The 26,431-nt window shown below is 76.0% G+C and carries 24 protein-coding genes and 1 riboswitch; of the genes, 22 read left to right on the top strand and 2 right to left on the bottom strand.

Annotation, left to right across the window (positions count from 1 at the left end; genetic code table 11):
• Positions 1 to 7: 7 nt before the first annotated feature.
• From coaBC to NP075_RS09730, 13 genes are all read left to right on the top strand, one after another.
• Positions 8 to 1,255 carry a bifunctional phosphopantothenoylcysteine decarboxylase/phosphopantothenate--cysteine ligase CoaBC gene (gene coaBC / locus NP075_RS09670; protein ID WP_227562987.1) on the top strand — a complete coding sequence of 416 codons (1,248 nt, stop codon included), beginning with the start codon at positions 8 to 10 and terminating at the stop codon, positions 1,253 to 1,255.
• The gene (gene metK / locus NP075_RS09675; RefSeq protein ID WP_227562988.1) at positions 1,252 to 2,451 is read left to right on the top strand and encodes a methionine adenosyltransferase; all 1,200 of its coding nucleotides are present in this window, start codon (positions 1,252 to 1,254) and stop codon (positions 2,449 to 2,451) included. Before coaBC ends, metK begins: the two co-directional genes overlap by 4 nt.
• A 76-nt stretch (positions 2,452 to 2,527) precedes the next feature.
• Complete coding sequence (locus tag NP075_RS09680; protein WP_227562989.1) at positions 2,528 to 4,654, top strand: primosomal protein N'; 2,127 nt, start codon at positions 2,528 to 2,530, stop codon at positions 4,652 to 4,654.
• A 39-nt stretch (positions 4,655 to 4,693) separates the two neighbouring features.
• A complete protein-coding gene (gene fmt, locus NP075_RS09685; RefSeq protein WP_227562990.1) occupies positions 4,694 to 5,665 on the top strand; it encodes a methionyl-tRNA formyltransferase in 972 nt (323 codons plus the stop codon).
• Positions 5,662 to 7,197, top strand: a complete 1,536-nt coding sequence (locus tag NP075_RS09690) for an RsmB/NOP family class I SAM-dependent RNA methyltransferase (protein WP_227562991.1) — start codon at positions 5,662 to 5,664, stop codon at positions 7,195 to 7,197. Before fmt ends, NP075_RS09690 begins: the two co-directional genes overlap by 4 nt.
• A gap of 47 nt (positions 7,198 to 7,244) precedes the next feature.
• Positions 7,245 to 7,916 carry a ribulose-phosphate 3-epimerase gene (gene rpe, locus NP075_RS09695; RefSeq protein ID WP_227562992.1) on the top strand — a complete coding sequence of 224 codons (672 nt, stop codon included), beginning with the start codon at positions 7,245 to 7,247 and terminating at the stop codon, positions 7,914 to 7,916.
• A gap of 70 nt (positions 7,917 to 7,986) precedes the next feature.
• Positions 7,987 to 8,120, top strand: a riboswitch (FMN riboswitch).
• Between the two features lie 87 nt (positions 8,121 to 8,207).
• Positions 8,208 to 9,362, top strand: coding sequence for a bifunctional diaminohydroxyphosphoribosylaminopyrimidine deaminase/5-amino-6-(5-phosphoribosylamino)uracil reductase RibD (gene ribD, locus NP075_RS09700; protein WP_372456670.1), 1,155 nt, complete (start codon positions 8,208 to 8,210; stop codon positions 9,360 to 9,362).
• Positions 9,362 to 9,976 carry a riboflavin synthase gene (locus tag NP075_RS09705; RefSeq protein WP_227562993.1) on the top strand — a complete coding sequence of 205 codons (615 nt, stop codon included), beginning with the start codon at positions 9,362 to 9,364 and terminating at the stop codon, positions 9,974 to 9,976. Before ribD ends, NP075_RS09705 begins: the two co-directional genes overlap by 1 nt.
• On the top strand, positions 9,973 to 11,352 hold the full coding sequence (gene ribA, locus NP075_RS09710; protein WP_227562994.1) for a GTP cyclohydrolase II: 1,380 nt from the start codon (positions 9,973 to 9,975) through the stop codon (positions 11,350 to 11,352). The genes NP075_RS09705 and ribA overlap by 4 nt, the downstream gene beginning before the upstream one ends.
• On the top strand, positions 11,349 to 11,822 hold the full coding sequence (gene ribH / locus NP075_RS09715; RefSeq protein ID WP_227562995.1) for a 6,7-dimethyl-8-ribityllumazine synthase: 474 nt from the start codon (positions 11,349 to 11,351) through the stop codon (positions 11,820 to 11,822). Before ribA ends, ribH begins: the two co-directional genes overlap by 4 nt.
• A 46-nt stretch (positions 11,823 to 11,868) precedes the next feature.
• Positions 11,869 to 12,132 carry a phosphoribosyl-ATP diphosphatase gene (locus NP075_RS09720; RefSeq protein WP_227562996.1) on the top strand — a complete coding sequence of 88 codons (264 nt, stop codon included), beginning with the start codon at positions 11,869 to 11,871 and terminating at the stop codon, positions 12,130 to 12,132.
• A 64-nt stretch (positions 12,133 to 12,196) separates the two neighbouring features.
• The gene (hisG, locus tag NP075_RS09725) at positions 12,197 to 13,045 is read left to right on the top strand and encodes an ATP phosphoribosyltransferase (protein ID WP_227562997.1); all 849 of its coding nucleotides are present in this window, start codon (positions 12,197 to 12,199) and stop codon (positions 13,043 to 13,045) included.
• Between the two features lies 1 nt (position 13,046).
• Positions 13,047 to 13,490: a PH domain-containing protein gene (locus tag NP075_RS09730; protein WP_227562998.1), complete on the top strand. Its 444-nt coding sequence runs from the start codon at positions 13,047 to 13,049 to the stop codon at positions 13,488 to 13,490.
• A 17-nt stretch (positions 13,491 to 13,507) separates the two neighbouring features.
• Here the strand turns inward: NP075_RS09730 and NP075_RS09735 are convergent, their stop codons facing one another.
• Positions 13,508 to 14,665 carry a DUF3866 family protein gene (locus NP075_RS09735; RefSeq protein ID WP_227562999.1) on the bottom strand — a complete coding sequence of 386 codons (1,158 nt, stop codon included), beginning with the start codon at positions 14,663 to 14,665 and terminating at the stop codon, positions 13,508 to 13,510.
• Between the two features lie 73 nt (positions 14,666 to 14,738).
• On the opposite strand from NP075_RS09735, the gene NP075_RS09740 reads away from it, so the two are divergent.
• The 9 genes from NP075_RS09740 to lnt all read left to right on the top strand — a co-directional run bounded on the left by NP075_RS09740 (position 14,739) and on the right by lnt (position 25,833).
• Complete coding sequence (locus tag NP075_RS09740; protein ID WP_227563000.1) at positions 14,739 to 15,794, top strand: helix-turn-helix transcriptional regulator; 1,056 nt, start codon at positions 14,739 to 14,741, stop codon at positions 15,792 to 15,794.
• The gene (locus NP075_RS09745; protein WP_227563001.1) at positions 15,787 to 16,776 is read left to right on the top strand and encodes a helix-turn-helix transcriptional regulator; all 990 of its coding nucleotides are present in this window, start codon (positions 15,787 to 15,789) and stop codon (positions 16,774 to 16,776) included. The genes NP075_RS09740 and NP075_RS09745 overlap by 8 nt, the downstream gene beginning before the upstream one ends.
• A 1-nt stretch (position 16,777) precedes the next feature.
• A complete protein-coding gene (locus NP075_RS09750) occupies positions 16,778 to 17,110 on the top strand; it encodes a hypothetical protein (protein ID WP_227563002.1) in 333 nt (110 codons plus the stop codon).
• A 96-nt stretch (positions 17,111 to 17,206) separates the two neighbouring features.
• A complete protein-coding gene (tatA, locus tag NP075_RS09755; protein WP_227563003.1) occupies positions 17,207 to 17,476 on the top strand; it encodes a twin-arginine translocase TatA/TatE family subunit in 270 nt (89 codons plus the stop codon).
• A gap of 49 nt (positions 17,477 to 17,525) precedes the next feature.
• Entirely contained in the window at positions 17,526 to 18,347 is an 822-nt protein-coding gene (gene tatC / locus NP075_RS09760; RefSeq protein ID WP_227563220.1) for a twin-arginine translocase subunit TatC, read from the top strand.
• The gene (locus tag NP075_RS09765; RefSeq protein ID WP_227563004.1) at positions 18,344 to 19,255 is read left to right on the top strand and encodes a diacylglycerol/lipid kinase family protein; all 912 of its coding nucleotides are present in this window, start codon (positions 18,344 to 18,346) and stop codon (positions 19,253 to 19,255) included. Before tatC ends, NP075_RS09765 begins: the two co-directional genes overlap by 4 nt.
• 31 nt (positions 19,256 to 19,286) lie before the next feature.
• Positions 19,287 to 22,142, top strand: coding sequence for a DEAD/DEAH box helicase (locus NP075_RS09770; protein ID WP_227563005.1), 2,856 nt, complete (start codon positions 19,287 to 19,289; stop codon positions 22,140 to 22,142).
• Positions 22,143 to 22,215: 73 nt separating this feature from the next.
• Positions 22,216 to 23,844: an amidohydrolase gene (locus NP075_RS09775; RefSeq protein ID WP_227563006.1), complete on the top strand. Its 1,629-nt coding sequence runs from the start codon at positions 22,216 to 22,218 to the stop codon at positions 23,842 to 23,844.
• A 420-nt stretch (positions 23,845 to 24,264) separates the two neighbouring features.
• Positions 24,265 to 25,833, top strand: coding sequence for an apolipoprotein N-acyltransferase (gene lnt / locus NP075_RS09780; protein WP_227563007.1), 1,569 nt, complete (start codon positions 24,265 to 24,267; stop codon positions 25,831 to 25,833).
• A gap of 111 nt (positions 25,834 to 25,944) precedes the next feature.
• Here lnt and NP075_RS09785 read toward each other — a convergent pair whose 3' ends face one another.
• Positions 25,945 to 26,289: an RNA polymerase-binding protein RbpA gene (locus NP075_RS09785; protein ID WP_227563008.1), complete on the bottom strand. Its 345-nt coding sequence runs from the start codon at positions 26,287 to 26,289 to the stop codon at positions 25,945 to 25,947.
• Positions 26,290 to 26,431: the final 142 nt, after the last annotated feature.

Below are 26,431 nucleotides of genomic sequence, written 5' to 3' on the forward strand. Positions count from 1 at the left end.
CCCGGCCATGCGCATCGTCCTCGGTGTCGCGGGCGGCATCGCCGCGTACAAGGCCGTCCTGCTGCTGCGCCTGCTGCGCGAGCAGGGCCACACGGTCCGCGTCGTCCCGACGCGCTCGTCCCTGCAGTTCGTGGGCCGCGCGACGTGGGAGGCGCTGTCCGGGCAGCCGGTGACGACCGAGGTGTTCGAGGACGTCGACCAGGTGGCGCACGTCGCCGTCGGCAAGGGCGCCGAGCTGGTCGTCGTCGCGCCGGCCACCGCGGACCTGCTCGCGCGGGCCGCCGCCGGCCGGGCCGACGACCTGCTGACGGCGACGCTCCTGGTCGCCCGCTGCCCGGTGCTGCTGGCGCCCGCGATGCACACCGAGATGTGGGAGCACCCCGCGACGGTGGCGAACGTCGCGACGCTGCGTGACCGCGGCGTGCACGTGCTGGACCCCGACGTGGGTCGCCTGACCGGCACCGACTCGGGTGCGGGTCGCCTGCCCGAGCCCGAGGTGATCGCCGCGGCGGCACTGGGCCTCGCCGCGCCGCGCCGCACGGACCTCGCCGGCCGACGCGTCGTGGTCTCCGCAGGCGGCACGCGGGAGCCGCTCGACCCGGTGCGGTTCCTCGGCAACAGGTCGTCCGGACGGCAGGGCGTCGCGCTGGCGCGTGCCGCGGCCGAGCGCGGCGGGTCGGTGACGCTCGTCGTGGCGAACGTCGGCGCCGAGGTGCTCGCGGACGTCGGACGTGACGTCGACGTGGTCCCCGTCGAGACGGGTGAGCAGCTCCGGGACGCCGTCAGGTCCGCCGCCCTGCAGGCCGACGTCGTCGTGATGGCCGCCGCGGTCGCCGACTACCGGCCGGCCGAGGTCGCGGACGCCAAGCTGAAGAAGTCCGGCGAGCCGCCGCGGATCGAGCTGGTCGAGACCACCGACATCCTGCGCGAGCTGGTCACCCACCCGCCGCGGCAGCCCCAGGTCGTCGTCGGGTTCGCGGCCGAGACCGGCGACGCCGACGGCTCCGTGCTCGACCACGCGCGTGCCAAGGCACGCCGCAAGGGTGCCGACCTGCTCGTCGTGAACCCGGTCAGCGACGGTCGTGGCTTCGGCACGACGACCAACGACGTCACGGTCCTCGACCGCGCGGGCGAGGTGGTCGCGACGGCTGCGGGCACCAAGGCCGAGGTCGCCCACGCCGTCTGGGACGCGGTGGCCACGTTCGTGGACGGCGGTACGGGCGCGTCGGGCGGCGCCGCTACGCTTCCGGCATGACTTCAGCGTCGCTCCGCCTGTTCACCTCGGAGTCCGTGACCGAGGGGCACCCCGACAAGATCTGCGACCAGATCTCCGACGCCATCCTCGACGCGATCCTCGAGCAGGACACGACGGCCCGGGTCGCGGTCGAGACGATGGTCACGACCGGCCTCGTGCACGTCGCCGGTGAGGTGACCACGAGCGCGTACGTCGAGATCCCGCAGATCGTGCGGGAGGTGGTGCGGGGGATCGGCTACACGTCCTCGCACATCGGGTTCGACGGTGACTCGTGCGGCGTGTCCGTCTCGATCGGGCAGCAGTCGCCGGACATCGCCGCGGGCGTCGACAAGGCGATCGAGGTCCGCTCGGACGACAGCGACCTCGACCCCCTGGACCTGCAGGGCGCCGGCGACCAGGGCCTGATGTTCGGGTACGCGAGCGACGAGACCCCGTCGCTCCTGCCCCTGCCGATCTGGCTCGCGCACCGTCTCGCCGAGCGGCTCGCGCAGGTCCGCAAGGAGGGCACGCTCGCCGGTCTGCGGCCCGACGGCAAGACGCAGGTGACCATCGGGTACGACGGTGACCGCCCCGTCTCCCTCGACACCGTCGTCGTCTCGACCCAGCACGAGCCGGACCTGCTGGAGTCCCGCCTCGCCACGCAGGTCGCCGAGCTCGTCGTGGCACCCGTGCTGGCGGAGGTCGGCATCGACACCTCGCAGCACCGTCTGCTCGTGAACCCGACGGGCCAGTTCGTCATCGGTGGACCCCAGGGTGACGCCGGGCTCACGGGACGCAAGATCATCGTCGACACCTACGGCGGCATGGCGCGCCACGGCGGCGGCGCCTTCTCCGGCAAGGACCCGTCCAAGGTCGACCGCTCCGCGGCGTACGCGATGAGGTGGGTGGCCAAGAACGTCGTGGCGGCCGGTCTGGCGCGCCGCTGCGAGGTGCAGGTCGCGTACGCGATCGGCAAGGCGCACCCGGTCGGGCTGTACGTCGAGACGTTCGGCACCGGCACCGTGCCGGACGAGCGGCTGACGGCGGCGATCCGCGAGGTGTTCGACCTGCGGCCCGCGGCGATCATCCGCGACCTCGACCTGCTGCGCCCGGTGTACCGCCGCACGGCCGCGTACGGGCACTTCGGGCGCGACCTCCCCGAGTTCACGTGGGAGCGCACGGATCGCACGGCCGACCTGCTGTCGGCCGTCGGCTGACCCCGGAGGCACGCCGTCGGGCACGTCACGACGCGCATCCTGCTGCGTCGTGGGGATCGGGCCCGGCCGTGGTGGGATGGGCGGCGTGACCGGCGACCACGCACCCGAGCAGCCCGCGCTGGCGGGGCTCGAGGTGGTGGCGCCGACCACCCGCCGCCGTCGGACGACGGCGCCGCCGGGCCCGGCGGCGCAGCTGCCGGTGGCTCGGGTCTGCGTGGACCTGGCGCCCGCGCACCTCGACCGTCCTTTCGAGTACGTCGTCCCCGAGAATCTCGACGCGGCCGCGCAGCCCGGCGTCCGCGTGAAGGTGCGGTTCGCCGGTCAGGACGTCGACGGGTGGCTCCTCGAGCGGGTCGACCACGCCGAGCACGAGGGACGGCTGCTGCCGCTGCGGCGGGTCGTCTCGCTGGAGCCCGTCGTCACGCCGGCCGTGGCCCGCCTCGCGCGCGCCGTCGCCGACCGCTGGGCCGGGACCCTCGCGGACGTCCTGCGGCTCGCCGTCCCGCCCCGGCACGCACGCGTCGAGGGTGAGCAGCCCGACCGCGACGACGGGGCGGGCGACGACGCCCCCACGGTCGCCACCGAGGTCCCGGCCACTGGGGAGGCGGGCGCACCCGCCTGGTCCGCGTACCGGGGCGGCCCGGCGTTCCTGCGGCACGTCCTGGCGGGCGGCGCACCGCGTGCCGTGTGGACGGCGCTGCCGGGCACGGGGGAGCACACCTGGGCGGCGGCGGTGGCCCAGGCGGTGTCGACGTGCCTGCTGGGCGGGCGGGGCGCCCTCGTGGTCGTCCCCGACGGCCGCGACGTCGACCGCGTGTGCGCCGCGCTGCGCGCCGTCGGCCTCGACGACGTCACGCGCGGCGGGCCCGTCGCCCGGCTGGTCGCCGACGACGGGCCGGCGGCGCGCTACCGCGCGTTCCTCGCCGCCCTGCGCGGACGCGCACGGGTGGTCGTCGGCACGCGGGCGTCCGCATTCGCACCGGTCGCGGACCTGGGTCTGGCCGTCTGCTGGGACGACGGTGACCTGCAGCACGCGGAGCCGCGCGCGCCGTACCCGCACGTGCGCGAGGTGCTCGCGCTGCGTTCGGAGCTCGAGGGCGCCGCGCTGCTCGTCGGGGGCCACGCCCGCACCGTGGAGGCGCAGCACCTGGTCGCGACGGGCTGGGCGCGCGAGGTAGCGGCGGACCGTGCGGGCGTGCGGGCACGCGCGCCCCGGGTCCGCGCGCTGACGAGCGTCGAGCTGGCGCGCGAGGGACCGGCTGCCGCCGCACGGCTCCCCGGGCCCGCCTGGCGTGCGATGCGCGACGCCCTCGCGGCCGGTCCCGTGCTCGTCCAGGTGCCGCGCGCCGGGTACGTGCCGGTCGTCGCCTGCGTGCGCTGCCGGACACCTGCGCGCTGCGCCACCTGCCACGGTCCGCTCGGGCTCACCCACGGCGACGGGCCGCCGTCCTGCGGCTGGTGCGCGCGCCTGGCCACGGGGTGGCGGTGCACCGAGTGCGGCGCCTCGGGCGTGCGGTCGGTGCGGGTCGGCTCCGAGCGCACCGCGGAGGAGCTCGGACGCGCCTTCCCCGGCGTCACGGTGCGGGTCTCGGGCGCACGCGCCGCCGGCGGCGTGCTCGCCGACGTCCCCGACCGTCCCGCGCTCGTCGTCGCGACGCCCGGCGCCGAGCCGCACGCACCGTCCGGCTACGCGGCGGCCGTGCTCCTCGACGCCGCCGTGGCCAGCGCCGGGGAGCGGCTGGGTGCGGAGGTCGACGCGCTGCGACGGTGGCTGGCGGCAGCGGCGCTGGTCCGTCCCACGGGTGAGGGCGGCCAGGTGCTGCTCGTCGGCGACGGCGCCGCGCGCCCCACGCAGGCGCTGGTGCGCTGGGACCCCGCGGGCCTCGCGGAGCGTGAGCTCGACGAACGCGCGGAGCTGCGGCTGCCGCCCGCCGTGCGGGTCGCCGCCCTGACGGGCACGCGCGACGCCGTCGCGGCCGTCGTCGCCCGGGTCGACGTGCCCGCGCTCGAGGTGCTCGGACCCGTCCCGCAGCCCGCGGACGACCGCCAGGCGCTGGAACCCGAGGTCCGCACGCTGCTGCGCGTCCCCCCGACCGACGGTGCCGCCCTCGCGCGGGCCGTCGGCGCGTCGGTCGCGATCCGCAGCGCCCGCCGCGAAGGGGGCACCGTGCGCGTCCAGGTCGACCCGGCCGACCTCCTGTGACGCACCGGCGGGCGTCGCGCGCGACCTAGGATCGAACCCATGCGTCTGCTCTTCGCGGGAAGTCCCGCGGCCGCCGTCCCCTCCCTGCAGGCCCTGCTGGCGTCCCGTCACGAGGTGGTCGCCGTGCTGACGCGTCCCGACGCACGCGTCGGACGGGGGCGCGCGCTGCAGCCGTCGGCGGTCGCGGCCGTCGCCCGCGAGCGCGGGCTGCAGGTCCTGACGCCCCGGTCGCTGCGGGACCCGCAGGTGGTGGCACAGATCGCCGACCTCGCGGTCGACGCGGCCCCGGTGGTGGCCTACGGGGTCCTCGTGCCGGCGGACCTGCTGGACGTCCCGCGCCACGGGTGGGTGAACCTGCACTTCTCCCTGCTGCCCGCCTGGCGCGGTGCGGCGCCCGTGCAGCACGCCGTGATGGCGGGCGACGAGGTGACCGGTGCGTCGACGTTCCGGCTGGAGGAAGGGCTCGACACCGGTCCGGTGTACGGGACCCTGACCGAGACGATCCGGCCGACGGACACGTCCGGCGACCTGCTGGGCCGGCTGTCCGTCGCGGGGGCCGAGCTGCTCGTGCGGACCCTCGACGCCCTCGAGGACGGCGTGCTGGAGCCCGTCCCGCAGCCGGGTGACGGCGTGAGCCACGCCCCGAAGCTCACGGTCGAGGACGCCCGGGTCCGCTGGGAGCACCCGGCGCACGCGGTCGACCGCCGGGTGCGCGGCTGCACGCCCGCCCCCGGGGCGTGGACCACGCTGCCGGACGCGCAGCGTCTCGGCCTGGGCCCGGTGCGTCCGGTGCCGGAGGTCACGGACCTGCGGCCGGGGGAGGTGCGCGCCGAGAAGCACGAGGTGCTCGTGGGCACGGCGGCCGGAGCTGTGCGCCTCGGTGACGTCACCGCGCCGGGCAAGCGCCCGATGCCGGCGGCCGACTGGGCGCGCGGCGCGCGACTCGCCGCCGGGACCGTGCTCGGCGCCGGAGCGCCCGGCACCGCCGGGCCGACGGGGGCGGCACGATGAGCGGCCAGGAGCGGCGCGGTCGTGACGACCGGTCGGCCGACGCACGGCGCGACGCGCGCGGTCGGCAGCGGGGCGAGGCGCGCGTCCAGGGGCGCGCGGCCCGGACGACGGCGGCGCCGTCGCAGCGCTCGCGACAGGCCGACCCCGCGCGGAACGCGGCGTACGACACGCTGCGCGCCGTCGCGGAGTCCGACGCGTACGCGAACCTGGTCCTGCCGCCCCTGCTGCGCGACCGCCGCATCGCGGGCCGTGACGCGGGGTTCGCGACCGAGCTTGCCTACGGCACGCTGCGCCTGCGGGGCAGGTACGACGCGGTGCTCGCCCTGGCGTCGTCGCGTCCGCTCCACCAGGTCGACCCGAACGTCCTCGACGTGCTGCGCCTGGGTGCGCACCAGCTCCTGGGCATGCGCGTCGCCCCGCACGCCGCGGTGTCCGAGACCGTCGGCCTGGCGCGGGAGCGGGTGGGTGCCGGTGCCGCGCAGTTCGTCAACGCGGTCCTGCGCAGGGTCTCGGAGCACCCGCTCGAGGCGTGGCTGGAGCGGATCGGTGACGCGGCCGACCCGCGAGGGGACGACCCGGTCGCCCGGCTCGCCGCGGTGGAGAGCCATCCCGCGTGGGTCGTGCGGGCGATGCGCGAGTCCCTGGTGGGCGCGGGCCGTTCCGCCGACGAGCTGGGCGCCCTGCTGGCCGCGGACAACGCGCCGCCTCGGGTGACGCTCGTCGTGCGCCCGGGGCTGGCCGACCCGGCGCAGGTAGCGCAGGAGGCGGACGTGACGCCGGCAGGGCTGGCGCCCACCGCGCTGGTCCTGTCCGGGGGCGACCCCGGTGCGTTGCCGGCGGTGCGGGACGGGGCCGCGGGCGTGCAGGACGAGGGGTCGCAGCTCGTGACGCTGGCGTTCGTCGCGGCGCCCGTCGAAGGGCCCGACGCCCGGTGGCTGGACCTGTGCGCGGGACCGGGGGGCAAGGCCGCGCTGCTGGGTGCGCTGGCGGCTCAGCGGGGGGCGCGGATCGTCGCGAACGAGGTGCAGCCGCACCGCACCCGCCTCGTCGAGCAGGCGCTGCGGGCGGTGCCGGGCGACGCGGTCGAGGAGGTGCGCACGAGCGACGGGCGGACGGTCGGCGCGCTGGAGCCCGCGTCGTACGACCGGGTGCTGCTCGACGCGCCCTGCACGGGGCTGGGTGCGCTGCGGCGGCGCCCGGAGTCCCGGTGGCGCCGGACGCCGGCGGACCTGGCGACGCTCAGCGCCCTGCAGCGCGAGCTGCTCGCGTCGGCGGTCGCGGCGGTGCGTCCGGGTGGTGTCGTCGGGTACGTGACGTGCTCGCCGCACCTGGCGGAGACCCAGCTCGTCGTGCTCGACGCGGTCCGGGCGGCGGGACGCGCCGGGACGCCGGTGGAGGTCGTCGACGCGGCGCCCGTCATGGCGCAGGTGGCACCCGCCTGGCAGCCGGTGGCGGGACGGACCGACGTGCAGCTGTGGCCGCACGTGCACGGCACCGACGCGATGCACCTCACGCTGCTGCGACGTCTCTGACGGCCGGGGTCGCACGGCGGCGGTCGCGGCGTGGGTAGCGTGGGCGTGTGGCTCCCGTGCTGATCAACCCGAGCATCCTGTCCGCCGACTTCGCGAACCTCGAGCGCGACCTGCAGGCCATCGCGTCGGCGGACCACGCGCACGTCGACGTGATGGACCAGCACTTCGTGCCCAACCTGACGATCGGGCTGCCGGTCGTGCGTCGCCTCGCCGAGGTGAGCCCCGTCCCGCTCGACGTCCACCTGATGGTCGAGGACGCGGACCGCTGGGCCCTGCAGTACGCGGAGGCGGGTGCGGCGTCCGTGACGTTCCACGCCGAGGCGGCGCAGGCGCCCGTGCGGCTGGCGCGCGAGCTGCGGGCGGGCGGCGTCCGCGCGGCGGTCGCGCTGCGGCCGGCGACGCCCGTCGAGCCGTTCCTCGACCTCCTGGGGGAGGTTGACATGGTGCTGGTGATGACGGTCGAGCCCGGCTTCGGCGGGCAGTCGTTCATCGAGGGCACGCTGGCGAAGGTCCGCCGTACGCGGGCCGCGGTGGACGCGGTCGGCGCCGACACGTGGGTGCAGGTGGACGGCGGTGTGTCGCGCGCGACCATCGGCCGCATCGCGCGGGCCGGCGCCAACGTGTTCGTCGCGGGCTCGGCGGTGTACGGCGCGCCCGACGTCGCCGCGGAGATCGCCGCGCTGCGGTCGCTCGCGGAGCACCCGACGGTCGACGCCTGAGGCGGCGGGTCGTCCGCCGGACGGCGCGCGGTAGGCGATGCGGCGTGTGGCATCATCGTTCACTGAACACACACGTGCTCCGGGGTCGGTGAAAGTCCGAGCCGGCGGTGACAGTCCGCGACCCGTGAGCCCCGCGAGGGGTGAGCGGTTGACCTGGTGGAACTCCGGGACCGACGGTGAAAGTCCGGATGGGAGGAGACGCGTGCACGGTGCGCCCCTGTGCGTGCCGTGACGGTGCGGCCTGCCGCCCGTGCGACCCCGGAGCCTGCGAGGCGACGGAGGTGCAGGGCGATGAGCACGACCACGGGCGCCACGGCGCCCACCCCCGCGGACGTCACCGACGTCGCGGCCCGCGTGCACCCGCACGAGGTCGCCGCCATGCGCCGCGCGCTCGAGCTCGCCGCGAGGGGCCCCGCGGGCCCCAACCCGCGCGTCGGGTGCGTCCTGCTGGCCCCGGAGACCGCGACCGGTCGTGCCGCGACCGGGACGGTGCTGGGCGAGGGCTGGCACCGCGGCGCCGGCACCCCGCACGCCGAGGTCGCCGCCCTGGCGGACGCCCGCGAGCGCGGCGCCGACGTGCGCGGCGCGACCGCGGTCGTGACGCTCGAGCCGTGCGACCACACCGGCCGGACGGGTCCGTGCTCGGTGGCGCTGGTCGACGCGGGCGTCGCGCGTGTGGTCGTCGCGGTGGAGGACCCGAACCCGGTGGCAGCCGGGGGAGCGCGGCGCCTGCGGGACGCCGGGGTGGACGTCGTGACCGGCGCGCTGCAGGACGAGGGCAGCCGGCTGCTGGCGCCCTGGCTGTCCGCCGTGCGGCGCGGCCGGCCCTTCGTGACGCTCAAGATCGCCTCGACCCTGGACGGCCGGGTCGCGGCGGCCGACGGCTCGAGCCGGTGGATCACGTCGGACGTGGCGCGCCGGCACGCCCACACGCTGCGGGCGGAGGTCGGGGCGATCGTGGTCGGGACCGGGACGGTCCTGGCGGACGACCCGTCGCTGACGGCGCGGACCCTGGACGGGTCGTTGGTGGAGCACCAGCCGCTGCGTGTCGTCGTGGGGGACCGTGACGTGCCCGCCGGCTCCCGGCTGCGAGGGCCGGGCGGCGACCTCGTGCACGTCCGCACGCACGACCCGGCGCACGTCCTGCAGGTGATGCAGGCCCGCGAGGTGCGGCACGTGCTCGTCGAGGGCGGACCCACGCTCGCGGCGGCGTTCCTCGCCGCGGGCCTGGTCGACGAGGTGCACGCGTACCTGGCACCCGTCCTGCTGGGTGCGGGCCCCACGGCGGTCGGTGACCTCGGCATCACCACGATCCGCGACGCGATCCGGCTGGTGCCGACCGAGGTCCTCCCGCTGGGTCCCGACGTGCTCGTCGTCGCGTCGCCCGCGCCACCGCCCGGCGCCCCCACCGAGAACGTTCGTACGTCCACCGAGGAGGAGCACTGATGTTCACCGGCATCGTCGAGGAGATGGGCACCGTGGTCGCGCTCACGCCGGGCGACGGGGACGGGGTGGACGCGCGGCTGCGCGTGCGCGGCCCCCTGGTCACGTCCGACGCGCGGCCGGGTGACTCGATCGCCGTCAGCGGCGTGTGCCTGACCGTGGCCGAGCTGCCCGGTGACGGCACGTTCGTCGCCGACGTCATGCCCGAGACGCTGCGCCGGTCGGCGCTGGGCGACCTGGCCGAGGGCGACGCGGTCAACCTCGAGCGCGCCCTGGCGGTCGGTGGCCGGTACGGCGGCCACGTCGTGCAGGGGCACGTCGACGGCGTCGGCGTCGTCCGTGCGCGGCGGCCCGGCCCGCGGTGGGACGACGTCGAGATCGGGCTGGAGCCAGCCATCGCGCGGTACGTCGCGGAGAAGGGCTCGATCACGGTCCAAGGTGTGTCCCTGACCGTCACGCACGTGGGCGACGACACCTTCGGGGTCTCCCTGATCCCGACGACGCTGCAGGTCACCACGCTGGGGGCGCTGCAGCCCGGCGCGCGCGTGAACCTCGAGGTCGACGTCCTGGCGAAGTACACCGAGCGGCTGCTCGCGACAGGGGGAGCGCTGCGATGAGCGACGACATCCGGTTGGGCACCGTCGAGGAGGCGCTCGAGGCGCTGCGCGCGGGACGCCCGGTGCTCGTCGCCGACTCCCTCGACCGCGAGAACGAGGCGGACGTGGTCCTCGCGGCGCAGTCCGCGACCCCCGAGTGGGTGGCCTGGACCATCCGGCACTCGTCGGGCTACCTGTGCGCACCCATGCCTGCGGCCCGTGCCGACGCGCTCGACCTGCCGCTGATGGTGCCGCACAGCCAGGACCCCCGGCGGACGGCGTACACCGTGACCGTCGACGCGGCGACGGGCGTGACCACGGGCATCTCCGCCGCGGACCGCGCACGGACGCTGCGCGTCCTCGCGGACCCCGCGTCGGGGCACGGCGACCTGATCCGGCCCGGTCACGTCCTGCCCCTGCGGGCGGTGCCGGGAGGCGTGCTGCACCGCGCGGGGCACACCGAGGCCGCCGTCGACCTGTGCCGGCTGGCGGGCCTCGAGCCCGTCGGCGCGATCGCCGAGCTCGTGCGCGACGACGGGCAGATGGTCCGGCTGCCCGAGGCGGCGCGGATCGCCGCCGCCGCCGGCCTGGTCCTGCTCACCATCGCGGACCTGCGGGCCTGGCGCGTGGCGCACGGGGACACCGGCCCGACCGAGCAGGTCGACCCCGACGCCACCCCGCGGGTCCACGCGACGCACACCGCGTACCTGCCGACGCGTCACGGCGACTTCCGCATCCACGGGTACCGCGACCTGCGCACGGGTGACGAGCACGTCGCCCTGGTGTCGACGGCCGGCCTCGCGGACGAGCCGACCGTGCGGGTGCACTCCGAGTGCCTGACGGGCGACGCGTTCGGCTCCGCCCGCTGCGACTGCGGCCCGCAGCTCGACGCGGCCCTCGAGATCGCCGCCGCCGAGGGCGGGGCCGTCGTGTACATGCGCGGCCACGAGGGCCGGGGGATCGGGCTGCTGGCGAAGGTCGCCGCGTACGCCCTGCAGGACGTGGGCCGCGACACCATCGAGGCGAACGTCGACCTCGGCTGGCCGGCGGACCGCCGCGAGTACGGCGCCGCCGCGGCGATCCTCGCCGACCTGGGCGTGCGGCGCGTGCGGCTCCTGACCAACAACCCCGCGAAGGTCGAGGGCCTGCGCGCGCACGGCATCGAGGTCACGCAGGTGCGCGGCCTGGAGGTCGGGCGCACCCCGCACAACGAGGCGTACCTGCGCACCAAGGCCACGAGCATGGGCCACGCGCTGCACCTCGACGACGTCGACGGCGACGCCCGCACCCCGGCGCTCGTGCCCCCCGTGCACGTCGCGCCCGTCATCGCCGGCCCCGCACCCGCGGGGACCGACACGACCGACCACACGTTCGACCCCCTGGAGGAGCTGGCATGAGCGGCGCAGGTGCACCCACCCTCGAGCTGGACGGCCGCGGCCTGCGGGTCGTCGTCGTCGCGGCGAGCTGGCACACGACCGTCATGGACGGCCTGGTCGCCGGTGCGCAGCGTGCGCTGGCCGAGGCGGGCGTCGAGGACGTCACCACGGTGCGCGTCCCGGGCTCGTTCGAGCTGCCGGTCGCCGCGCAGCGCGCCGCCGGCGGCGCCGACGCCGTCGTCGCGCTCGGCGTGGTGATCCGCGGCGGCACGCCCCACTTCGACTACGTGTGCCAGGCCGCCACGTGGGGCCTGACCGAGGTCGGTCTGCGCACCGGCGTCCCGGTCGGGTTCGGTGTGCTGACGTGCGACGACGAGCAGCAGGCGATCGACCGCGCCGGGCTGCCCGGGTCGCACGAGGACAAGGGCGCCGAGGCCGCGCAGGCGGCCGTCGCCACCGCCCTGGCCCTGCGCTCGCTCGGCGACGCCTGACGGACACGTGTGCGGCGGCACCCGGACGGACGTCTAGGCTCGTGTCGTGAAGTCGTTCGAGGAGCTGTTCGCCGAGCTGTCGCAGAAGGCCGCCACGCGCCCCGAGGGGTCGGGCACCGTCGCCGAGCTGGACGCCGGGGTGCATGCCATCGGCAAGAAGGTCGTCGAGGAGGCCGCCGAGGTCTGGATGGCGGCCGAGCACGAGTCCGACGCGCGCGCCGCCGAGGAGATCTCGCAGCTGCTGTACCACCTGCAGGTGCTCATGCTCGCCAAGGGCCTGACCCTGCAGGACGTGTACACGCATCTGTGACGCACGGGCCGCCGCGCCCGTCGTCCCGCCCCCGCCGACACCCCACCGAACCACCGAGGACACCGTGCTGAGGATCGCCGTCCCCAACAAGGGCTCCCTGTCCGAGCCCGCCGTCTCCATGTTGCGCGAGGCCGGCTACCGGCAGCGCCGCGACGCCCGCGAGCTCGTCCTGCCCGACCCGGACAACGACGTCGAGTTCTTCTTCCTGCGCCCGCGGGACGTCGCGGTCTACGTCGGCGCCGGCACGGTCGACGTCGGCATCACCGGTCGCGACCTGCTCATCGACTCCGCGTCGTCGGCGGTCGAGCACCTGCCTCTGGGCTTCGCACGCTCCACGTTCCGCTTCGCGGGGACCGCCGGCCGGCTGACCGACGCCCGCCAGATCGCGGGGCTGCGCGTCGCCACGTCGTACTCCGAGCTCGTCTCGGCCTACCTGCGCGAGCGGGGCATCGAGCCGGAGGCCGTCGTGCGCCTGGACGGCGCGGTCGAGTCCGCGATCCGGCTGGGCGTCGCCGACGTCATCGCCGACGTCGTCGAGACCGGCTCCACGCTGCGTGCCGCCGGCCTCGAGGTCTTCGGCGAGCCCATCCTGCGCTCCGAGGCCGTCCTGGTGCGCCGCGCCGACGTCGACCAGCCCGCGGGCCTGGACATCCTGACGCGGCGTCTGCAGGGCGTCCTGACGGCGCGCGAGTACGTCCTCATGGACTACGACGTGCCGCTCGAGCTCGTCGAGCAGGCCGTCGCGATCACCCCCGGGCTGGAGTCCCCGACCGTCTCGCCGTTGCACAACGGGCAGTGGGCGGCCGTGCGCGCGATGGTGCCCCGCAGCCAGACGAACCGCGTCATGGACGCGCTGTACGACGTCGGCGCCCGCGCGATCCTCGTCACCTCGATCCTCGCCTGCCGGATCTGACGTGCCGGCCCACGACGACCTCGCCGCGCCGTTCCGGCCCCGGCTCGCCCGCGCGGTGACGCTGACGGTCGCCGTGGCCGTGCTGGTCCTCACGGTGGTGCTCGTGCTCACGATGCCGGGCCTGGCGGTGCTCGACCAGATCGGGTTCGCGCTGTTCGGCCTCGCGATCGTGTGGTTCTGCTGGCGGCAGGCGTCAGTCGTCGCGGTGCCGGACGCCACGGGGCTGCGGGTGCGCAACCTCCTCGTCACGCGGCACGTCACGTGGGCCGAGATCGTCTCCGTGCGGTTCGGTCAGGGCCGGCCCTGGGTGCAGCTCGACCTCGCCGACGGCGACACCCTCGCCGTGATGGGCGTGCAGCGCGCCGACGGTGAGCGCGCCGAGCGCGAGGCGCGCCGGCTCGCGACGCTCGTGGCACGCCGCAGCGCGACGCCGACCGACGACTGACGTCCGGCGGCGGCCCTTCAGGACGACATGACGGCGTGCACGCCGGCGACGGCGGCCGCGAGGAACGCCGCCGGGTCGGCGTCCAGGCCGCGGCCCATGGTCGACAGCCGCACCGGTGACGTGCGCAGCGCGTCGAGCAGGGCGTCGTCCGCGTCGACCGTCACGGCGGTGTGCCGGCCGCGCGGCGCCACCAGCTCGGCCGCCTGGTCCCGGACGCGGTCCGTCAGGGCTGCCCACGAGGCGGCGTCGGGGTCCGCCGTCAGGTCCTGCGGCGTCCCCGGCAGCTCGGCGGCGAACCGGGGCACCACCACGTCGGCGGGGGACAGGGCGACCCGGCCGTACGCGGTCGACGAGTGGTGCGACACGCCCAGGTGCCGGTCGCGCGCGTCCGCGCCCGACACCCGCAGCGAGGCCACGGGGCGGCCGCCGAGCACGCCGGCCGCGTTGAGGGCCTCACCTGCGGCGACACCCGAGAAGCCCCACCGGGTGCCGGTGCCGAGGTTGCCGGGTCCCTGCGCCACCACGACGAGGTCGGCGCCCACCACGTGGTGCGCGGCGAGCAGGCCCGTGTGCACGGTGACGGCCTCGAGGTCGCCGCCGAACGCCTGTCCCGTCGTCACGCACGCCTCGACCCAGCCCGCCGACCGCAGGCCGTCGACCGCGCGCGAGAACCACGCGGGCAGCGCGCCCCCGTCGGTCATCACGTAGGCCACGCGCGGGGCGGGCCGCCCGAGCCGCTCGGCGGCGGCACGCGCACCGGCCACGACCGCCGGGAGGGCCGAGTGCAGGTCGGCGACGACCACGGGCAGGCCGTCCAGGTCGTCCGCGTCGCGCAGCACGTCGTGGTGGGGCGACTCCTGGTCGTCGACGCCCAGGACCATCGCCTGGAGCGGGGTGTAGCGCGCCTTGACGAGGTGCCCCGGGCCCGGCAGCGGGTCGGGGACCAGTGCGTCGGTGCGCGCGACGACCAGCGCGTACCCGCCCGTGCCCAGGCCGCGCAGCAGGGCCGTCGCGTTGAGCAGCACGTGGGCGCCCGGCACGACCTCACCCACGAGGTGCGGGTACGACAGCGCACGGACCGTGCGGTCCTCACCGTCCAGCGCGACCGTCGACTCGCACGCACCGTCCCACCGGGCCCGGCACTCCGTCACCACTCCCGCACGCCATGCGATCACGCGCCCACGCTACCGGCGTGCCGGACGCCTCCGACGCCCGCGCGCCCGCCTCCGGCGACTACCGTGTAGCCCGATGCCCCCCGCGATCCCGCCCGCCGAGCGCCTGCTCAACCTCGTCATCGCCCTGGTGAACACCCCGGGCCGGATGACCAAGGAGCAGGTGCGCTCGTCCGTCGCCGGGTACGGCGACGCCCCCTCCGACGACGCCTTCGAGCGGATGTTCGAGCGGGACAAGGACACGCTGCGCGAGCTGGGCGTCCCGGTGCTGACCGTGACCCACGCGGGGCACGGTGACGACATCGGCTACCGCATCGACACCGCCCACTGGTCGCTGCCACCGATCGAGCTGACGGCAGCCGAGCTCGGGGTCCTCGGGCTGGCCGCACAGGTGTGGCAGGACCAGTCCCTGCGCGCCGACTCGACCCGTGCGCTCACCAAGCTCCGGGCGGTGGGCGCCGCCCCCGAGGCGCACGACCTGGTGGCGGGGCTCGCGCCGCGGGTGCGGGCCGGCGGTGACGCCTTCGGCCCGCTGGTCGACGCCGTCCAGAACCGGCAGGCCGTGCAGTTCACGTACCACGCGGCCACGACGGGAGAGGTCCGCGAGCGGCACGTCGAGCCGTGGAAGCTGCTCGCCCGACGTGGCGGCTGGGTGCTGCTGGCCCGGGACCGGGACCGTGGCGCGAGCCGGTCGTTCCGGCTGCGGCGCATCCGCGGGGCCGTCCGTCCGCTGGGGGAGCCCGGCGGGTTCCCGGCACCGACCGCCGCCGAGCTCGCCGAGGCGTCACGCGCGTGGATGGGCGACGGTCCCGAGCGCACGGCGCTCCTCGCGGTGACGCCCGAGCGTGCGGGCGCGCTGCGTGCCCGCGCGACCCGGGTGCCCCCCGACGCTGCCCTGCCCGCCGGCGCCGAGCAGGTGCTGCGAGGACGTGACCTGGTCGCCGTGCCCTACCGGATCGACTGGGAGCTCGCCGAGGAGGTCGTCGGGTACGGGGACGCAGTGCTCGTGCTCGACCCGCCGCAGGTGCGCGACGCGGTCCTGGGGCTGCTGCGGGTCGCGGCCACCCTCGACCGGCGGCGGCCGCCTGCCGGTGACCGACGGGCCGACGTCGAGGAGGCGCGCGGTGCCTGAGCGCGCGAGCGACCGCCTGGTACGGATGCTGGGGATGATCGCCTACCTGGAGCGCCACGAGGACGTCCCCGTGGACCAGGTGGCGGCGCAGTTCGGCGTCACACCGGCCCAGGTCATGGCGGACATCGACACGCTGTGGGTCACCGGCACGCCCGGGTACCTGCCCGACGACCTCATCGACTTCGACGCCTCGTCCTACGAGCAGGGCGTCGTGCGGCTCACCGAGGGCCGGGGGATGACCCGTCCGCTGCGTCTGGGGCCGCGCGAGGGCGTCGCGCTGCTCGCCGCGCTGCGCTCGCTCGCCGCGCTGCGGCCGGCGCTCGACGCCGAGCGGGCCGCGGTCCTCGACTCCGTCATCGCCAAGGTCCAGGCCGCCACGGGCGACGCCGCCGCCGGCGTGCCGCTGGACGTCGAGCTGAAGGTCGGTGCCGTGCCCGCCGTCGCCGCCGCCGTCGGCAAGGCCCTGGCGGGGCGTCGCCGGCTGCGCCTGCGGTACGCCGACGCGTCCGACACGGTCACCGAGCGCGACGTCGACCCGATCCGGCTCGTCAGCCAGGACGAGAGCTCGTACCTCATCGCCTGGTCGCTGGCCGCGGACGCCGAGCGCAGGTTCCGGCTGGACCGCGTCGTCGAGGCCACGGTGCTGGACGAGGCGGCCGGCGAGCACCCGCTCGCGGCGGACTCCGACGTGTTCCAGCCCGACCCGTCGTCGGGCGACCTGGTGACCGTCCGGCTGAGCGGGCGCGCCCGCTGGGTCGCCGAGACCGTGCCGGTCGAGCACACGCGCGAGCTCGCGGGCGGCGCCTTCGAGGTGGACGTGCGCGTCGTGCAGCCGGCGTGGCTGCGGCACCTGCTCCTGCAGGTCGCCGAGGACGTCCTGGACGTGCGGCCGCCGCACGTCGCGCAGGACACGGCAGCGGCCGCACGCGCCGCGCTCGAGGCGTACGGTCCGCTGCTCGCGACCACCGCGGAGGAGACCTGACATGCTGTGGTTCTCGGTCTGGACCGTGCTGGTCCTGGCGACCCTCGCGGGTGCGTTCCTGCTGGTGCGGCGGCTGTGGAGCGCGGCCGTCGCCCTCGGTGAGGAGCTGGCGCGCGCCGGTGAGGTCGCCGACCAGCTCGCCACGCGGGCGGCCTTGCTCGAGGACGCCGCGCGCGCCGAGCAGGAAGCCGTCCGTCCCGCGCTGGGCGGTGACGCGCAGGCGCTGCGGGACCGCGTGGAGCAGCTGCGCGCCGTGCGCAGGGAGCACCGGCTGCGCCGTCGCGACCAGCACCGCCGGACGGTGGCCGACGCAGCGGGCCGCTGGCTCGGCTGACCCACCCGGCGCCCCGGGCCGGCTCACCGGCTCCGGCACACCACGGCGGCCACGTAGACTCAGCGGCGCGGGAACAACGGACACAGAGGGGTCGTCATGCTCAGGAACGTCAGTGCCTGGCACGTGCTCATCGTCCTGGTGGTGATCCTGCTCCTGTTCGGGGCGAACCGTCTGCCGGGCCTGGCCAAGAGCATCGGCCAGTCGATGAAGATCTTCAAGAACGAGGTCAAGGACCTCGCCGACGACGGCAGGCGCAACGACAGCCACGTCGTGCCGGACCCGGTGACGGGCACCACGGCCGACCACGGCACCGATGTGCCGCCCCCGCCCCCGGCGGCGACGCCGCCCGCCGCGCCGCGACCCTGAGCCGCCCGTGAGCCGGAAGCCCCGGCGCGACCCCGACGACGCCGGTCGCATGCCGCTGCGCGAGCACCTGCGCGAGCTGCGCCGCAGGGTCGTGCTCATCGCGCTCGGACTGGTCGTCGGCGGAGTCGTCGGCTGGATGGTCTACGAACCGGTCTTCGACCTGCTGCAGGCGCCCATCCTCGACGCCGCCGACGCCCGTGACGACCGCGTCGCCCTCAACTTCCAGGGCGTCGCGACGGCGTTCGACGTCCGGGTCAAGGTCTCGCTCTTCCTGGGCGTGCTGTTCACCGCCCCGTGGTGGATCTACCAGCTCTGGGCGTTCGTCACCCCTGGCCTCACGTCCAAGGAACGTCGCTACGCCGTCGGCTTCCTCGCCGTCGGTGTCCCGCTGTTCCTCGCCGGTGCGGGGCTCGCCTGGTGGGCCGTGCCGAACGCGGTCCACCTGTTCACCGAGTTCGCACCCGCCGGCACGACGAACTGGGTGGACGCACAGCTCTACCTGGGCTTCTTCATGCGCGTCGTCCTGGCCTTCGGCCTCGGGTTCCTGCTGCCCGTGGTGATGGTCGCCCTGAACCTCACGGGTCTGGTCCGCGCCCGGACGTGGGCCGCCGGCTGGCGCTGGGCAGTGCTGGTCGCGTTCGTGTTCGCCGCGATCGCGACCCCGACCCCGGACGCCGTGACCATGCTCGCCGTGGCGATACCGATCTGCCTGCTCTTCTTCGCAGCGCTCGGCATGTGCGTGCTGCACGACCGTCGACTCGACCGTCGACTGGTCGCCCAGGGCCTGCCCCGTCTCGACGGGACCACGCCCGACGACGACGACGCGCCCCGCGCCGCACGTGGCGGCGACACCGCCACGGGCACCGCGTGAGCACCCTCGGGCTGATCGTCAACCCGGTCGCGGGCAGGGGGAGCAGCAGCGTCGGCAGACGCGCGCACCGGCTCCTCGAACGTGCGGGGCACGACGTGCACGACCTGTCAGCGCCGACCCTCGTCCAGGCCACCGACCGGGCGCGGCAGGCCGCGACCGCCGGGCTCGACGCGCTGGTCGTCGTCGGCGGCGACGGCATGGTGCACCTCGGCGTCGACGTGGTGGCGGGCACCGACCTGCCGCTGGGCATCGTCGCCGTCGGCACCGGCAACGACATCGCCCGCGCCTACGGGCTGCCCCGCGGCGACGTCGACAAGGCCGTGGCGGTCGTCGACCGCGCGCTGCGGACGGGCCCGCGTCGCGTCGACGCGGTGCGTGCCGGGCCGCCCGACGGCACCGGCGCCACGTGGTACGCCGGAGTGCTGTCGTGCGGCCTCGACGCGGCGGTCAACGCCCGCGCGAATGCCCTGACCTGGCCGAACGGTCATGCGCGCTACCTGCGAGCGCTGGTGCCGGAGCTGGCGGCGTTCCGGCCCTACGGGTATCGCGTGCGCGTCGACGACGACACGTGGGAGTCGGCCGGGACGCTCGTCGCGGTCGCGAACACGCCGTGGTTCGGTGGCGGCCTGCCGATCGCCCCGGACGCCGTGCCGGACGACGGCCTGCTCGACGTCGTCGTGGCCGGCCCGTTCACCCGCCGGGGGGCCGTCGGGATCTTCCCGCGCATCTACGGGGGCCGGCACCTGGGCGACCCGCGGGTGCGGGCGATGCGGGGACGGCGTGTCCTCGTCGAGCACGCGCCCGGGCTCGGGGGGCACCCGCCCACGGTCTTCGCGGACGGCGAGCGCGTCGGGCCGCTGCCCCTGCTGGTCGAGGTCGTGCCCGCGGCGCTCGGTCTCCTCGGGTAGCGCACCGCCGCGGCGTGCCTAGGGTGGGCCCGTGCCATCGCGTCCCCGCACCCCCCGCACCGTCCCGGGCTCCACCGCCCCCGGACCGGCCGAGCCGTCGCCCGCGGAGCGCTACGCCGCGTCGCGCCGCCGTGCAGCGGCCGACCGCGGCGAGCTCGCCACCTTCCGCGCCGGCCTGGACTTCCCCCTCGACGAGTTCCAGGTCGAGGCGTGCGCGGCGCTCGAGCGCGGCAGCGGCGTGCTCGTCGCGGCGCCGACCGGCGCGGGCAAGACGGTGGTGGGGGAGTTCGCCGTGCACCTCGCGCTCGCCTCGGGGCGCAAGGCGTTCTACACGACGCCCATCAAGGCGCTGTCCAACCAGAAGTACGCCGACCTGGCCCGCGTGCACGGCGCCGAGCGCGTCGGGCTGCTCACGGGTGACACGACGGTCAACGGGGACGCCGACGTCGTCGTCATGACCACCGAGGTGCTGCGCAACATGCTGTACGCGGGCTCCGCGGCGCTGGACGGGCTGGGGTACGTCGTCATGGACGAGGTCCACTACCTGGCCGACCGGTTCCGCGGCCCGGTGTGGGAGGAGGTGATCATCCACCTGCCCGACGACGTGCAGCTGGTGTCGCTGTCCGCGACGGTGTCGAACGCCGAGGAGTTCGGGGACTGGCTGGCCACCGTGCGTGGCGACACGACCGTGGTGGTGAGCGAGCACCGTCCCGTCCCGCTGGGCCAGCACGTGCTCGTCGGGGACCAGCTGCTCGACCTGTACGCCGGGCACGTCGACCCGACGGCACCGGGCGCGGACCCGCCCATCAACCCGGACCTCACGCGCCTGCTGCGTCGCCACGAGCCCGACGGTCGCGAGCGCCGCGGGCCGCGGGACCGCGGGTACCGGGGCCGCGGCGGCCAGCGCCCGGGCGTCGGCGTGCGGCCGGCTCCGCGGTTCGTCGTCGTCGGGGAGCTCGCCGACGCGGGACTGCTGCCCGCGATCGTGTTCATCTTCTCGCGTGCCGGGTGCGAGGCGGCCGTGCAGCAGTGCCTGACGGCGGGCGTGGGCCTGACCACCCCCCGCGAGCAGGCGGAGATCCGCCGGGTCGCGGAGGAGCGCTGCGCGGCCATCCCGCCGGAGGACCTCGGCGTGCTGGGGTTCGACACGTTCGTCGAGGCCCTCGTCCGCGGCGTCGCCGCCCACCACGCGGGCATGCTGCCGCTGTTCAAGGAGACCGTCGAGGACCTGTTCTCCCGCGGCTGGGTCAAGGTCGTCTTCGCCACCGAGACGCTCGCGCTCGGCATCAACATGCCGGCCCGGTCGGTCGTCCTGGAGAAGCTCGTCAAGTGGGACGGCAGCGCGCACGTCGACGTGACACCGGGGGAGTACACCCAGCTCACGGGACGCGCCGGCCGGCGCGGCATCGACACCGAGGGGCACGCCGTGGTGGTCGCGCACGGGGGTCTGGACCCCGTGCAGCTCGCCGGTCTGGCATCCCGGCGGCTGTACCCGCTGCGCTCGTCGTTCCGGCCGACGTACAACATGGCGGTCAACCTGGTCGCGCAGGTGGGCCGCGAGCGTGCCCGCGAGGTCCTCGAGACGTCGTTCGCGCAGTTCCAGGCCGATCGCGGTGTGGTCGGCCTCGCCCGTCAGGCCCAGACGCACGCCGAGGCGCTCGAGGGCTACGCCGAGGCGATGTCGTGCCATCTGGGCGACTTCGGTGAGTACATGGCGCTGCGTCGCGCCCTCACGGACCGCGAGCGGGGTCTGGCCAAGGCCGCCGCCGCGGCGCGGCGCGCGGACGTCGCGCGCACGCTCGAAGGGCTGCGCGTCGGCGACGTCGTGGAGATCCCCGCCGGGAGGCGTCCGCAGCACGCGGTCGTGGTGGACCCCGGCGGTGGCGGCGGGTTCGACGGCCCTCGTCCCACCGTCCTGACGACCGACCGGCAGGTGCGCAGGCTGACGGTGGCCGACGCCGGGCCGGGGCTCCGGACCGTCGGGCGGCTCAAGGTGCCCGGGCGGTTCGAGGTGCGGGTTCCCGCCGCCCGGCGCGACCTGGCCGCGCGTCTGCGGGCACGGCTCGACGAGCTGGACGTCGTGCCGTCGCCGACGCGTGCCGGCGGGCGCCGGGACCAGCAGCGGTCGGCTGCGGCCGAGGACGCCGAGCTCGAGGCCCTGCGGCGCACCCTGCGCGCTCATCCGTGCCACCGGTGCCCGGAGCGGGAGGACCACGCGCGCTGGGCGGAGCGGTGGGAGCGGCTGCGTGACGAGCACGCGGCGCTGGTGCGCCGGATCTCCGGGCGGACCGGGTCGATCGCGGCGGTCTTCGACCGGACGTGCGACGTGCTCGGCACGCTCGGGTACCTGACGACCGACGAGGACGGAGCGCTGCGGGTCACCGACGACGGCCGCTGGCTGCGCCGGCTGTACGCCGAGAACGACCTCGTGCTCGCGGAGTGCCTGCGACGGGGCGTGTGGGACGAGCTCGACCCGCCGGGCCTGGCGGCGGCCGTCTCGACCATCGTGTACCGCTCGAGGCGCGACGACGACGCGGAGGCGCGCGTCCCCGGGGGGCCGGACAGCCGGCTGGGCCGCGCGCTCGACGCGGCCGTGCGGGCGTGGTCCCAGCTCGAGGACCTCGAGCACGAGGCGCGGCTCGACACCATCCAGCCGCTCGACCTGGGGCTGGTGGAGCCGATCCACCGGTGGGCGGCCGGGCGCAGCCTGGACGCGGTGCTGCGCGGGTCGGACCTCGCCGCCGGGGACTTCGTGCGGTGGTGCAAGCAGGTCGTCGACGTGCTCGACCAGATCGCCGGCGCCGCACCGACCGCCCGGCTGCGCACCACGGCCGACCGCGCGGTGACCGCGCTGCGGCGCGGCGTCGTGGCGTACTCGGCCGTCTGAGCCGACGGCGAGCAGGACGCCCGTCCTCCTCCGCGTTCCGCGTCCGCCCCGGGTGGGCCTATCGTGGGCTGATGTGAGCGCGACCCTCTACCGGCACGGTGTCGTGCACTCTCCCGCGGACCCCTTCGCCGAGGCGGTGCTCGTCGAGGACGGCGTCATCGCCTGGATGGGGTCGGACGACACCGCCGACGGCCTCGTCGCCGGCGTCGACGAGGTCGTCGAGCTCGACGGGGCGCTCGTCGCCCCGGCGTTCGTCGATGCGCACGTGCACCTCCTGGAGACGGGCCTGGCCGCCGCCGGTCTCGACCTGAGCGCGGCCGGGGGAGTGCGGAGCCTGCCTGCCGCGCTCGACGCCGTGGCGCGGGTCGCGGCCGAACGGGCAGCAGGCGACCGCCGCGTCGTGCTGGGCACGGGGTGGGACGACGGCGCGTGGCCGGAGCGGCGCCCGCCGACGCGCGACGAGCTCGACGTGGCCGGCCAGGGGCTGCCGGTGTACCTGGCACGCGTCGACGTGCACTCCGCTATCGTCTCGAGCGCGCTGGCCGACCTGGCCGGCCTGCGGGGCCTGCCGGGGTGGTCGGAGGACGGCCGCGTCACCGGTGCCGCCCACCACGCGGCGCGGGCGGTCGCCCGTGCCGTGGACGCCGGCGAGCGCACGACGCTGTACCGGGACGTCCTCGCCCGGGCGGCGGCCGCCGGGATCGTCGCCGTGCACGAGCAGTCCGCTCCGCACGTCGACACCCGCGACGGACTGCGTGAGCTGATGGCCATGACGGCCGACCCCGTGTCCGGGCTGCCCCTGGTCGTGGGCTACCGGGCCGAGCCCTGCGTGACGGTCGACGACGCACGGGCGCTGCTGGCCGACCTGCCCGGCCTGACGGGCATCGGCGGCGACCTGAACGTCGACGGGTCGCTGGGATCGCGCACCGCGGCGCTGCGCCACCCGTACGCCGACGCCCCGACGTCGGGCGCCCTGCAGCTCACGGCCGAGCAGATCGCCAACCACGTGACCGCCGTGACCCGTGCCGGCTCGCACGCCGCGTTCCACGTCATCGGGGACCGCGCGCTCGACGAGCTGCTGCTGGGCCTGCGGACCGCCGCCGACGTCGAGGGCACGGCAGCGATCGCCGCGGCGGGCCACCGGCTCGAGCACGCCGAGATGGTCGACGCCCACTCGCTGGCGCAGATCGTGCTGCTCGGTCTGCGGCTGTCCGTCCAACCGGCGTTCGACGCTGCCTGGGGCGGGCCGGACGGCATGTACGCCGCACGCCTGGGCCCGGGGCGCGCCGCGGCGCTGAACCCCCTGGCCGACCTCGCTGCTGCCGGTGTCCCGCTCGCCCTGGGCTCGGACGCTCCGGTCACGCCTCTGGACCCGTGGGCCGGTGTGCGCGCCGCCGCCGGCCACCACGAGCCGGACCAGCGGATCTCCGTGCGCGCCGCGTTCCGTGCGGCCACCCGCGGTGGCTGGCGCCTCGCGGGCCTCGACCACGCCGGCATCGGTGAGCTGCGCGTCGGGGCACCGGCGCACCTCGCGGTGTGGCGTGCCGAGCACCTGGTGGTCCAGGCGTCGCGCACCTCGTCGTGGAGCGCCGACGCGCGCGCCGGCAGCCCGCTGCTGCCCGACCTGGGGCCCGATCAGCCCTCGCCGCAGTGCCTGCGGACCGTGCGCGCCGGCGTCGTCCTGCACGACGCGCTGGGCTGACCGGCCCGGCGTCCACGTCCGGCGGGTGAAAAGTTCGGGCACGCGGCGACGGTCGAGTGGCGTCCGGCACACGCGCCGCCGCGACACGCGGGCGACACGCCGGGGCCCGCGACGGGGTGCCCGCCGGGGGCGGTCCGCTGGCCTGCGCCGATCCCGCTGACCTGGACCGACGTCCCCTTGACAGGCGAGGCGAGGCGGGTAGTTTCGCAGTGGCCCGTCGTTGCGGGCACCGGGGGGAACCACAGACCACTGACCGGTGTCGCACGGTCCGAGCTCCGACCTGGCCCGCGCGCTCAACAGAAAACGGCAGGACTCGTCCTCGCCGGTACGAAGGGCGCGCGGGCCGGTTGGTCGGGCCCGCCGTGCGCTCCGGATGGCCGGTGGTCCGGCGGTCCCAGGGCGCTGACGTACCCTGCTGCGGTGCCCGTCCCGCCGTCCGCCCGCTGGCTGACGCTCCTGCTCGCCGCGGCCGGCGGCTGGTTCACCCGGCTCGCGTTCCCCGACCCCGGCCTCGTTCCGCTCGCCCCGGTCGGGATGGCGCTGCTCTACCTGGCACTGCGCCGCGACTCCGCGCGCTGGAACGCCCTCGTGGGTCTCGTGTGGGGCCTGACCTGCTTCGGGCCGATGATCACCTGGGCGGACGAAGCCGTCGGCCCCGTGCCGTGGGCGGCGCTCACCGTGCTCGAGGCGGGCTACGTCGCGCTGTTCGGGGCCGCGTGGGCGTGGGCGCGGCGCGGCCACGCCGTGTGGCGCAGCGGGGCGTGGCAGCTCCTCGCGTTCGTGCTGCTCTGGGTGGCCGCGGAGGAGCTGCGCTCGGCGTGGCCGTTCGGCGGCTTCCCCTGGGGACGCCTCGCGTTCTCCCAGGCGGACTCACCGCTCGCCGCGTACATGTGGCTCGGGGGGACGCCGCTGCTCAGCGGTGTGGTGGCCGCCCTGGGCGTCCTGCTGGCGCGCGCGGTCCTGGCCGCGCAGCAGGTGGCCCTCGGCCGGACGCTCGGCGCCCTCGCCGCCGGTGGGGCGGTCGTCGCCGCGTCCCTGCTGATCCCGCTGGACACCGTCGCCGAGTCCGGCCGCCTCCTGGTGGGTGCCGTGCAGGGCAACGTGCCCGAGCCGGGCCGGCTCGACGCCTTCGGGGAGCGCCGGCAGGTGCTCGACAACCACGTCGCCGGCACCCGGGCGCTGCTGGAGCAGGTCGCCCCGGGCGATCTCGACGTCGTGCTGTGGCCGGAGAACGGGACGGACATCGACCCGCAGGTCGACGACGAGGCCGCCGGCCTCATCGACGGGGTCGCCCGCGAGGTCGGCGCCCCGATGCTCGTCGGCACCGTGCAGTACCCCGAGTCCGGCGGCCGCTACAACACCGCCGTGCTGTGGCAGCCGGGGGAGGGCCCCGTCGCCACGTACTCCAAGCAGCGCCCCGCGCCGTTCGCCGAGTACATCCCGATGCGGTCGTTCGTGCGGCACTTCTCCGACGCCGTCGACCTGGTGACGCGCGACATGCTGCCCGGGACCGAGCCGGGGATCATCCCGGTGGAGGTCCCGCGCCTGGGTCGGACGGTCGTGATCGGCGACGTCATCTGCTTCGAGGTGGCGTACGACGCGATCGTGCGCGACGCGGTCGCCGAGGGCGGCGAGATCCTCGTCGTCCAGACCAACAACGCGTCCTTCGGGTGGACGGACGAGTCGACGCAGCAGCTGGCGATGTCACGGCTGCGTGCCATCGAGCACGGCCGGGCCACGGTCCAGATCTCGACGGTGGGCGTCAGCGCGGTCATCGAGCCGAACGGTGCCGTCACCCAGCGCACCGAGCTGTTCACGGCCGACGAGATGGTCGCCTCCCTGCCGCTGCGGCAGTCGCTGACACCCGCCACGCGCGCGGGGGACCGGCCGGCGCTGGTGGTCGACGTGCTGGCGGTCTGGATCGTCCTGGCGGGCATGGTCGGCGCCGCTCGACTGCCCCGCGCAGAGCGCCCGGACGGGCCTGCCTGACGACGACGTGCCGGGCGGTGCGCCCAGGCGCGGCTCCGGGACCGGTGCGCACAGCACGACGCCCCGGTGATCAGCTCACCGGGGCGTCGTGGAGGTCTCGCGGGCGTGCGCTCAGGCGCTGCGGCGCAGCTTGCCCGCGCGCAGGAGGTCGAGGCGCTCGTCGAGCAGCTCCTGCAGCTCGTTCACCGTGCGGCGCTCGAGCAGCATGTCCCAGTGCGTGCGCGGCGGCTTGCCCGCCTTCGCCTCGGGCTGCGACGCGTCACGCAGCAGGGCCTCGGTGCCGCAGCGGCACTCCCAGACGACCGGCACGTCCGCCTCGACGGAGAACGGCAGGATGATGGTGTGCCCGTTGGGGCAGTCGTAGTGAGCCTGGAGCCGCGGGGCGAAGTCGACGCCCTCCTCGGTCTCCATGCTGTGGGACCCGATGCGCATGCCGCGCAGGGACCTGTTGGCCATGGTGGACCTCCGTGCCGTGTCGTTCCGGCCGCCCGGGCGTGCCGAGCCCCGCCGAATCGTGAGTCGAATCGTTCTGCTACCTGACTGTCAACGTGGCCGGTGCCCCCGGTGTTCCGGCCCGCCGTGAAGGTCTGGTGAACAC

Origin of the sequence: Cellulomonas wangsupingiae (assembly GCF_024508275.1) — a bacterium.
Lineage (GTDB): Bacteria > Actinomycetota > Actinomycetes > Actinomycetales > Cellulomonadaceae > Cellulomonas > Cellulomonas wangsupingiae.